Source organism: Zymomonas sp. (assembly GCF_020216885.1).
Classification (GTDB): domain Bacteria; phylum Pseudomonadota; class Alphaproteobacteria; order Sphingomonadales; family Sphingomonadaceae; genus Zymomonas.
In genome coordinates, this window is sequence record NZ_JAIWON010000139.1 from 1 (window position 1) to 8,809 (window position 8,809).

Genomic DNA, 8,809 nt, shown 5'->3' on the forward strand with positions numbered 1-8,809 from the left:
CAGAAAAAACGCACAGGATGCGGATCAAAAGTCGCGACAATAACAGGGCGACCTTCGGCATGTCCACGGGCGACCGCCGCTGCGACTACAGCCTGATGGCCTAAATGGAAGCCGTCAAAATTACCAAGCGCAACAATAGCGCCATATAAATGATCGGGTATCGGGGCGTCACTAAAAAGACAGGTCATAGTCTCGATTTACATAAAAACACAGGCGCTACCCATGAAAGACTGCGAAAAAAGGCAATCTTTAGGTGAAAAAGGCATAAGCAAAGTGACAAAAAAAGAAAAGCCCCGAAAATATCCTTTTTCCAAAATAGCGTATAAATTTTCTACAATAAGAAAACGACCCAAGCGTTTTTGAAAAAAGAATAGCGCAATCAATATTACCTATAACCAGTGTCTTACCCAGATAGCCTTTAATGATGACAAAAGATTATCTGTATATTTCTCAAATATATCATGATTATATCATAACAAGGCAATATTCCGCCAAAAGAATAAAACAACCCTCTTCTTTTGTAGTCTTATTTCCTTAGAAATGATTTAAAACTAAACGCAGGGCATTCACCTTCTGCCGCAAAATCTTTTTGTCCTACCAAAGAAAAATGATTCATATCAGGCAAATCGACAAAAGTATCACCAGAATAGTCGCGATAAATTTCGGTCAGCTCGATCCGATCCGCTTTATCCCAAAATTGTTGAAAAATATTGGCTCCACCAATCACCGCAATCTGGCTACTATATTTCCGAGCAGTCTTGATGGCCTCTTCCAAATCACAAACAGCTTCGGCACCCTCCGCCTGCCAATGATGATTATGGGTTAAAACGATGTGTGGTCTTTTCGGCAGCAAGCCGGGCAAACTCTCAAAAGTCCGCCGCCCCATAATCATCGGATGGCCAAGGGTTAAGGTCTTAAAATGTTTCAAATCAGCAGAAATATGCCAAGGCATAGTATTATTTTTGCCAATTACACCATTTTGAGCACGGGCAAAAATAAGCATTATTTCAGATAAAGAAGGCATAAATTGATAGAGACCCAAACAGCAAAGACAAAAACCAATCAGATAAAATTCCAAGTGGAACCACCGATCAAGCCAAAGATATAGCCGATATCGACTCCTCGGCCAGCCCCAGTCTGACCATATCCGTAAAAATTTACAAAAAACTGTTCAGAAAACACAGGCTTTGAAACACAATCTTTAAAAGATAGAAATTTGACAAAAACGCACCCTTGCCTGTTTCCAACCCTAAAAAATCAAAATTTTCCTGTTTTTTATATAATTCTGCTTGCCAGACGACCATGCAAGTTATATGAGAGCCGTCATCAGGCAATGATAGACTTTTCAAGTTTATCTTTATCGTCGGGGAATAGCTCAGCCTGGTAGAGCACTGCCTTCGGGAGGCAGGGGCCGGAGGTTCGAATCCTCTTTCCCCGACCATTATCTTCTATAGCGAATTTCGCTTTTCCTTTATACAAACCCTTTAAAACAAACAGATTTCTGTCTAAAAAATAGGGCTCTGAAGCGCCTTTCTTTGCGCAAAAAGAATTTTATTCTTTTCCTATAATTGTAAAATCACTTTTGTTTTATTATTTTAAAACGATCGTCTAATAGACATCAAGGGCTACGGCTGATGATCGTTCATCTTGAGCATATTGATCCTGCTAAAAATATGTATCGCTATTATCAGCTTTACTTATCGCCTAGCTTGTTCAACGACTGGATCATCAAGAAAGATTGGGGACGTATCGGCCAAAAATGCCGCCATAACTTTCGAGAAGCCCTCTCTTTTTCTTCTCTTTCAGAAGCCCAAAACGCCCTAGAAAAATATATTCAGGCCAAAACACAGCACGGCTACAGGATAATCGAAACAATCGCTTAAAAAATGGCAAAGCCTTGTTTCCAAAGCCTCGCCATTTTCAGACTTACCAAGAAATAGGGAGAGCGCGGTTATCATCCCAGATGCGGTTGACCATCAGATGCCGTGGCACCGCCATCAACCGGTAAATTTACACCCGTAATAAAGCGGGCATCATCGCTGGCGAGGAAGGCCATAACTGACGCGATTTCTTCAGCTTCAGGAATACGCCCCAAAGAAACGCGATTTTTAAATTGAGCTTGGGCAGATTCCGGCCAATTAGCGGCCATTTTGGTTTTAACAAGGCAAGGGCAAACCGAATTGACACGAACACCCTCCACGCCTGAATCCAAAGCCAAAGCGCGGGTAAAATTCACAACCGCACCTTTAGTGGTGCAATAATAGACCATACCCCAATCGCCGCCCAGACCAGAAACCGAGGCTGTATTCACAATACATCCCTTTGATTTCACGAGATAAGGCATCGCGAATTTGGCACAATAGATAACACCGTCAATATTGACCGATGAGATCTTTTTCCAATCTTCAACCGAAGCATCCATGATCTTACCGGGAATTAAAATACCGGCATTATTTACTAAAACATCGATTTTGCCATATTTCGCGGCAATATCATCCATCATTTTTTTGACGGCATCGGGATCCGAAACATCAATTTTGTAAGGCCATGCCCGATCTTTTGGCAAAGAAGCCGCAACTTCTTCCGCATCTTTGATCTGCCAATCAGCCAGAACAACAGTCGCCCCTTCCGAAGAAAAACGTTCTGCTGCGGCTTTTCCCATACCATTACCGCCGCCGGTAATAACGACAATTTTATCTTGGAAACGCATGATCTTCTCCTAACGTGTTCTTTGAAGGTTAGAACAAAGATTATTTATTTTTGTTTCAAAAAAAATGATTCATTTTTTAGAAAAAATAATACAACTCTAACAAATTTTGAAAATCAATATCACTATCCAAGAATAGCATGCCGCTATGCCAACAATAAAAAACATAAAAAACAAGCGATGAAGGCAAAAATCCAATAGAAATAAGATCAAATAAAATATGTCAAAATATTAAAAAAGAGGCATAAAAAACAATATAATCACACTTGTCTATTTTGATTTTTAAAAGGTAAACTACCCATGAAAAAACAATGGCTTAATCGAATAACGGCGCTCTAAAATTATGCGTATCAAAAAAAATACAGTCCTTATAACTTGCCTCTGTCTGCTTTTAGGCGGCTGCGCCCTCGCTGATGAAAGCAAGGTAATGGCCAGCCATCATCGGGTTTATTACCGTTGTGATGATGGTTTGGGCATGGATACTCTGTTCAGGGATCTTAACCATGATGTCCAACTGACATTCCGGCATGGATCTTCCATGACACTGCAACAGGTTAAAACCAGCGAAGACGTCCGCTATGGCGATATGAGTCACAGCTTGATTATTAAAGATAAATATATTGTCTGGAAAAATGGCCGAAGCGCACCTGCTATTAACTGTTACCCCGATAACACGATGTTGATAGATCAGTCGGTAGATCGGCTATCCTCTCATCTGTCAAAACCCTAAACTTGTCCTTTCTCTTCTTTTCAATGATATATTATTTTCCTCTTTTCTGTTCAGATGTCCAACAATGACCTTAATGACGCTTGGAAGTTTTTATGAAATAGTCGCATGGCTGATACGCTTGACGATGCTTGTTATCGTGCCCATGCGCCGGACACCACAAGCAGCCAGTAGCTGGCTGCTGCTGATTTTTTTTCAACCGGCTCTGGGCTTGCTTCTTTATTTGATGATTGGTCAGGCGCGTTTCCCGTCATGGCGCGCAGAACGCTTTGCCAATCTTAAATCTTTTCTGGAAGAGCAAAGACAAAAATTACAAAATTCGGTAGCCGCCCTCCCTGCCGAAGCGGCTTTGGCTGCCGATCTGGCTGAAAATCTTGGCCATATGCCTGCCTTATCGGGTAACCGGATGCTTTATATTTCTGATTATCAGGCGCTTTTTGATCATCTCGCCGCCGATATTGATAAAGCCGAACAACATGTTCATCTCGTTATCTATATTTTTGACAGCGACCGCTCCGGCCAACAGATTATTTCTGCTTTGGGACGCGCCGCGAAAAGAGGCGTTAATTGCCAAATATTGATCGATGCCTTAGGATCACGCCGCTCCGGTAAGCAGGTTATCCAGCAATTAAGAAGCCTCGGAGTTGAGGCAAGGGAAGCCTTGCCGTTCCGCCTTTTAAGGGGGCGGACACGTGGGGATATGAGAAATCATCGGAAATTATTCATTATCGATGGCAAAATTGGCTATGCTGGATCACAAAATATTATCAATCGCGACTGGCGACCAGGTGTTGTTAATCAGGAACTAACGGTCAGGGTTGAAGGGCCCATTGTTTTTGAAATGGAAACGCTCTTCGCGATAAACTGGTATCTCGAAAGCGGGGCATTACCTGACAAAATGAGGGACACGCCTCATTTGGTGCCACCCAAAGAAGGCAGCCATATTTTACAGCTGTTACCCAGCGGGGCAGACTACCGCTTGGCCGGTTTTGAAACTATGCTGGTAACCGGTATTTACGCCGCAAAAAAACAGATAGTGCTCGTTACCCCCTATCTTATTCCTGATAGCGATTTACTAGCAGCTCTAAAAACGGCGGCCTTACGCGGGGTCAGGATAGACATCATTGTCTCGAAAATTGCCGACCAAATCTTGGTCAGCATGGCACAAAAAAGCTATTATCAAGAATTGCTAAGCGCCGGCATTCATATCCATCGCTACAGAGACAAACTCCTCCATGCCAAGCATATTAGTGTTGATAACAAATTGGCGATGGTTGGCTCCAGTAATGTCGATATTCGCTCTTTCTTGCTCAATGAAGAAGTCAGCCTCATCATTTACGATAAAGAAGCCATTGCCCAGCTTCAAAATATTGAAATGGATTACCTAAAAAATGCCGATGAAGTCAGCAAGGCTGCATGGCGCTTGCGCCCCTGCTATTGTAAAGTCATGGAAAATCTGGCGCGATTAGTCAGTCCGCTGTTATAAACCGCGCCACTCCAAAAACTGCCAATATTAAGGCCAGACTATTCCTTCGCTTTCAAACGATAGCGAAAATTACAAAAATCAGCGCCCTTCATAATAGTCTGGCTTCGGCTCATTTCGATATCGGGATTATAACCTTCCATAAAAGAAGCATCCCTCGTGCAAGACAGAATTGAGCCAATCTCCCCTAATCCCATTTCTCGATACATTTCTGCATAGCGGCATCGGGTGACATTATAGTCCAAATGCTGATGATCGCTTGCCAATATATCGACTTTCAAAGCATCATCCTGTTCCCAAAGATATTGCATCGCCGCAAAATTTCTAAGCGTTGCCCCGCCTTTATCTTGCTGCTTTGCGGCCATCTCTTTTCCGGCACGAATGGCATCTGCTGCAATCGCTTCTTTTAAAACAGCCTGCGCTTTTTCTTTTCCGAAATGACGCGACATAGCATCATAAATCGGCTTGATAATTTCAGCTTCAATCCGCCGCCGTTTCAAAATACCCATTTCACTTTGGGACATAAAAGACGCTCCTTCTTTTCTCTCCCTTATCAAGCCGAGGCTTGTGTGCTTTTCAGGTCTTTCAAGGCTTCCTCGGCTAACAAAGCATAATATTCAGCCGCCGGCAAAATGGCCTTCTCATCAATATTAAAACCGGGATGATGGAGCGATTGCGGACTACCCGTGCCAATATGAAAAAAGACACCGGGGCGATGATGCAGATAATGGGCAAAATCCTCGCCACCATTCTGTGGGGTAACATTATGGGTCACATAGCCGAATTGGTGGGCTATTTTTGCCGAAAAGTCAGACCAATAAGGCGTATTGATGACCGCCGGAGGGCCTTCATGCCACAGGAATTGCGCCCCGACATCCATCGCTTTGGCAAGATAATAAACAAGGTCTCTCATCCGGCGCTGAATTTCTTTTCTGATCGAGGCATCAAAAGTCCGAACCGTGCCTTCCAGCTCGGCTTTTTCAGGCAAAATATTCCAGCCGCTTCCTGCATTGATGCGGGTCACACTAACAATAGCAGAATCATGACTAGAGATATTCCGGCTCACAATCGTTTGCAGACTGTTGATAATTTCGGAGGCTGCCACAATCACATCCGTGCCATTTTCGGGATAAGCAGCATGCGCCCCCACCCCTGCCAGATTGATTTCAAAACGATCAACATTGGCCATAATCGCGCCGTGACAGGTTCCAAACTCACCCACCGGCATTTTGGGGGCGTTATGAAAACCGAAAACGACATCAACATCTTTTAGAACACCGGCTTTAATCAATTGCAAAGCACCGGAATAATTCTCTTCGGCGGGCTGGAAGAATAGACGAACGGTTCCAACCAAACGGGATTCATTCTGTTTTAAAAGAAGGGCAGCACCCAACAAAACAGTGGCATGGAAATCATGCCCACAAGCATGCATTTTTCCCTTTTCCAAAGAAGGACAAACTGCCTCGGAATTTTCTTCTATCGGCAAAGCATCAATATCCGCCCGCAATGCAATAACAGGCGCACCGTGACCAATTTCGGCAACAACCCCTGTTTTTAAATCATAAGGCAAAATACGAATACCGGCTTCTTTCAGCCATGCGGTCAATTTTTGAGTTGTCTGGAATTCTTCGCCTGACAATTCGGGATGCTGATGTAATTCCCGACGTAAAGAGATCAGCTTTTCTTCCAAATTCATTCTTGACCTCACAATCTGAAACAAACCCGACAAACCAAAAGAATCTCGGTTCTAAAAGGCTATTCTATAAAGACCGACTGCTTTCGACCATAAAAGAAATAGTTTTTTGCAATAAAATAAACAGGGCATATGATCAGAATGTCAAACTGGGTTACGATCACAGTTTCTTCGCGATATTCTTGGCAACAGAAGAGTAAACGTCATGAGCCATATTCATTTCATCGGCAGCGGCCAAATGTCCGAAGCCATGATCCGAGCTATTATCAAGCATAAAACCGCTTCCGCCAGTGACATCACCGCCTATGACATCCGGCCGGAACGGGAAAAAGAACTGCATGACAATTATGGCATCACGGCTTTTGCCAAGGCGAAAAAAAATATTGAGACCCTCCCAAAAGCCGACATTGTTGTTATCGGGGTCAGACCACAAGACGACCTGAAAGCGGTGACAGCCGATATTGCTAAAAATGCCAAAGAAAAGGCCTTGATTGTTTCAATTGTCGCGGGTGTCACCCTTACCCAATTTGAAGACCTACTGGGCAAAGAAAGAGCTATCGCAAGAATTATCCCGAATACACTCACCGACACCGGATTGGGCTATAGCGGGGTGGTCGTCAACAATCAGGCAGACAAAGCTCTAACCGAAAAATTTGTTTCCGGTTTTGGGAAATGCCTCTTCTTGGAAGAAAGCCTGATCGACATTTTTACGGGTTTTGGTGTCTGCGGGCCCAATTATGTCTATTATTTTATCGAAGCCTTGGTTGATGCCGGTGTGCTGGCTGGACTGCCTCGTGATATTGCGTGGAAAACCACGATGGAAAATCTGGTAGGCTCGGTAAAAATGCTGGAAATATCAGGCAAGCATCCGCGCCAATTACTGGACATCAATAACTCACCTGCGGGCGTTGGCATGAATAGCCTCTTCGCCTTAAACCAAAGCGACTTCACCGCAGGTCTACAAAAAAGCGTCCTTGCCGCTGTCAAAAGAACGACTGAACTCGGCCAGAAAAAAGACTAGCGATAGATTTCTCTTTTCCGAAAAGACGGCATCTTATTACAGCCTTTTCGGAAAAGAATTTTTCTTTAAAAAATCTGGGCGCATCCGGTTTCGCCATAGACTTCACCCGTCACATAGCTATTTTCGGCACAAGCCAAAAAGACATAAACTGGTGCGATTTCAACGGGCTGACCGGGACGTTTGACCGGCGTATTGGCACCAAATTGACTATAAGCAGAAGCAGGCTGTCCACCCGATACCTGAAGCGGTGTCCAAAAAGGCCCCGGTGCCACGGCATTCACTCGAATACCTCTAGGTGCCAGTTGAATGGCTAAAGCGCGAGTAAAATTGGCAATGGCCGCTTTACTGGTGGCATAATCCAATAAAATTGCCGAAGGACGATAGCCCTGCGTTGAGCTGGTATTCACAATGGCCGAACCGGCAGGCATGATTTTCAAGGCTTCCTTGCACAGCCAAAACATCGCATAGACATTGGTTTTCAAGGTATCATCAAAATCAGCCGTCGAGAGCGTTAGGATAGATTCATTATAATGCTGATGTCCGGCAATATTCGCCAAAATATCTAGGCCGCCCAAACGCTTGGATGCTTCCTGCACTAGCTGGACACAGAAATTTTCATTTCTCAAATCACCGGGTAAGGCAAAAACTTTATGGCCTTCTCCTTGTAACAAGGCGACAACTTCGCGGGCATCCGGCTCTTCTTGCGGCAAATAATTGATAACAATATCGGCACCTTCACGAGCATAGGCAATCGCTGTTGCCCGACCGATGCCGGAATCTCCGCCTGTAATCAGAGCCTTCCGACCTTGTAATTTGCCGGAACCGCGGTAGCTCTTTTCACCATGATCGGGGCGCGGCACCATTTTACTGGCTAGACCAGGCCAAGGCTGATCTTGACCGGCAAAAGGCGCTCGCGGATAGGCATCACGGGGATCATAAAATGTTTTCCCCCCTGTCACTGCCGGTTCTTTATCCCGATTGGCAGCAGAAGCCACTCCATCCAATCCTGATACCAGTCCCGCTGTCGCGAGAACCGCCATCATGTTACGTCGTCCTTCGGAAATATTGGATTTATTGGCCATCAGATATCGCTCCTTCTTTTTCTGAAAAATTTTCAGAAAATACAGGTCGTAAAAGTCTTGTTAGGCCGAAAGCCGCCAGAAACCGGCATTCTGTCT

General features: G+C 44.4%; 9 protein-coding genes, 1 tRNA gene and 1 pseudogene. 5 read left to right on the plus strand and 6 right to left on the minus strand.

The genetic code is table 11. The annotated features are described in order from the left end of the window. Together LDL18_RS07775 and LDL18_RS07780 are read right to left on the minus strand one after the other, a co-directional pair. A pseudogene (locus tag LDL18_RS07775) lies at positions 1-188 on the minus strand (bifunctional riboflavin kinase/FMN adenylyltransferase); the annotation flags it as partial. A 338-nt stretch (positions 189-526) separates the two neighbouring features. After that, the gene (locus LDL18_RS07780; protein WP_296508420.1) at positions 527-1,024 is read right to left on the minus strand and encodes a dihydrofolate reductase; all 498 of its coding nucleotides are present in this window, start codon (positions 1,022-1,024) and stop codon (positions 527-529) included. Between the two features lie 340 nt (positions 1,025-1,364). Here LDL18_RS07780 and LDL18_RS07785 point away from each other — a divergent pair. Together LDL18_RS07785 and LDL18_RS07790 are read left to right on the plus strand one after the other, a co-directional pair. After that, a tRNA-Pro gene (locus tag LDL18_RS07785) sits at positions 1,365-1,441 on the plus strand. Positions 1,442-1,634: 193 nt separating this feature from the next. Further along, positions 1,635-1,883, plus strand: coding sequence for a WGR domain-containing protein (locus LDL18_RS07790; protein WP_296508421.1), 249 nt, complete (start codon positions 1,635-1,637; stop codon positions 1,881-1,883). A 71-nt stretch (positions 1,884-1,954) separates the two neighbouring features. On the opposite strand, the gene LDL18_RS07795 is transcribed toward LDL18_RS07790, so the two are convergent. Beyond that, a complete protein-coding gene (locus LDL18_RS07795; protein ID WP_296508423.1) occupies positions 1,955-2,710 on the minus strand; it encodes an SDR family oxidoreductase in 756 nt (251 codons plus the stop codon). 340 nt (positions 2,711-3,050) lie between these two features. Here LDL18_RS07795 and LDL18_RS07800 point away from each other — a divergent pair, with 340 nt between their 5' ends. Together LDL18_RS07800 and cls are read left to right on the plus strand one after the other, a co-directional pair. Beyond that, positions 3,051-3,437, plus strand: a complete 387-nt coding sequence (locus tag LDL18_RS07800) for a hypothetical protein (RefSeq protein ID WP_296508425.1) — start codon at positions 3,051-3,053, stop codon at positions 3,435-3,437. Between the two features lie 64 nt (positions 3,438-3,501). Next, positions 3,502-4,920 (plus strand): cardiolipin synthase, encoded by a 1,419-nt coding sequence (cls, locus tag LDL18_RS07805; RefSeq protein WP_296508427.1) that lies wholly within the window; start codon positions 3,502-3,504, stop codon positions 4,918-4,920. 38 nt (positions 4,921-4,958) lie between these two features. On the opposite strand, the gene LDL18_RS07810 is transcribed toward cls, so the two are convergent. After that, positions 4,959-5,441, minus strand: a complete 483-nt coding sequence (locus LDL18_RS07810) for an L-2-amino-thiazoline-4-carboxylic acid hydrolase (protein ID WP_296508429.1) — start codon at positions 5,439-5,441, stop codon at positions 4,959-4,961. Between the two features lie 29 nt (positions 5,442-5,470). After that, entirely contained in the window at positions 5,471-6,613 is a 1,143-nt protein-coding gene (locus LDL18_RS07815; RefSeq protein WP_296508431.1) for a M20 peptidase aminoacylase family protein, read from the minus strand. A gap of 202 nt (positions 6,614-6,815) precedes the next feature. Between LDL18_RS07815 and LDL18_RS07820 the strand changes: the two genes are divergently transcribed. Further along, positions 6,816-7,631, plus strand: coding sequence for a pyrroline-5-carboxylate reductase (locus LDL18_RS07820; RefSeq protein ID WP_296508433.1), 816 nt, complete (start codon positions 6,816-6,818; stop codon positions 7,629-7,631). Positions 7,632-7,696: 65 nt separating this feature from the next. Here LDL18_RS07820 and LDL18_RS07825 read toward each other — a convergent pair whose 3' ends face one another. Beyond that, positions 7,697-8,713: an SDR family oxidoreductase gene (locus tag LDL18_RS07825; protein WP_014500752.1), complete on the minus strand. Its 1,017-nt coding sequence runs from the start codon at positions 8,711-8,713 to the stop codon at positions 7,697-7,699. Positions 8,714-8,809: the final 96 nt, after the last annotated feature.

Coding starts and splice junctions, on each gene's coding strand:
- LDL18_RS07800 (WP_296508425.1), top strand. CDS start 3,051: ATGCGTATCAAAAAAAATACAGTCCTTATAACTTGCCTCTGTCTGCTT.
- LDL18_RS07820 (WP_296508433.1), top strand. CDS start 6,816: ATGAGCCATATTCATTTCATCGGCAGCGGCCAAATGTCCGAAGCCATG.
- LDL18_RS07790 (WP_296508421.1), top strand. CDS start 1,635: ATGATCGTTCATCTTGAGCATATTGATCCTGCTAAAAATATGTATCGC.
- LDL18_RS07825 (WP_014500752.1), bottom strand. CDS start 8,713: ATGGCCAATAAATCCAATATTTCCGAAGGACGACGTAACATGATGGCG.
- LDL18_RS07815 (WP_296508431.1), bottom strand. CDS start 6,613: ATGAATTTGGAAGAAAAGCTGATCTCTTTACGTCGGGAATTACATCAG.
- LDL18_RS07780 (WP_296508420.1), bottom strand. CDS start 1,024: ATGCCTTCTTTATCTGAAATAATGCTTATTTTTGCCCGTGCTCAAAAT.
- cls (WP_296508427.1), top strand. CDS start 3,502: ATGACCTTAATGACGCTTGGAAGTTTTTATGAAATAGTCGCATGGCTG.
- LDL18_RS07795 (WP_296508423.1), bottom strand. CDS start 2,710: ATGCGTTTCCAAGATAAAATTGTCGTTATTACCGGCGGCGGTAATGGT.
- LDL18_RS07810 (WP_296508429.1), bottom strand. CDS start 5,441: ATGTCCCAAAGTGAAATGGGTATTTTGAAACGGCGGCGGATTGAAGCT.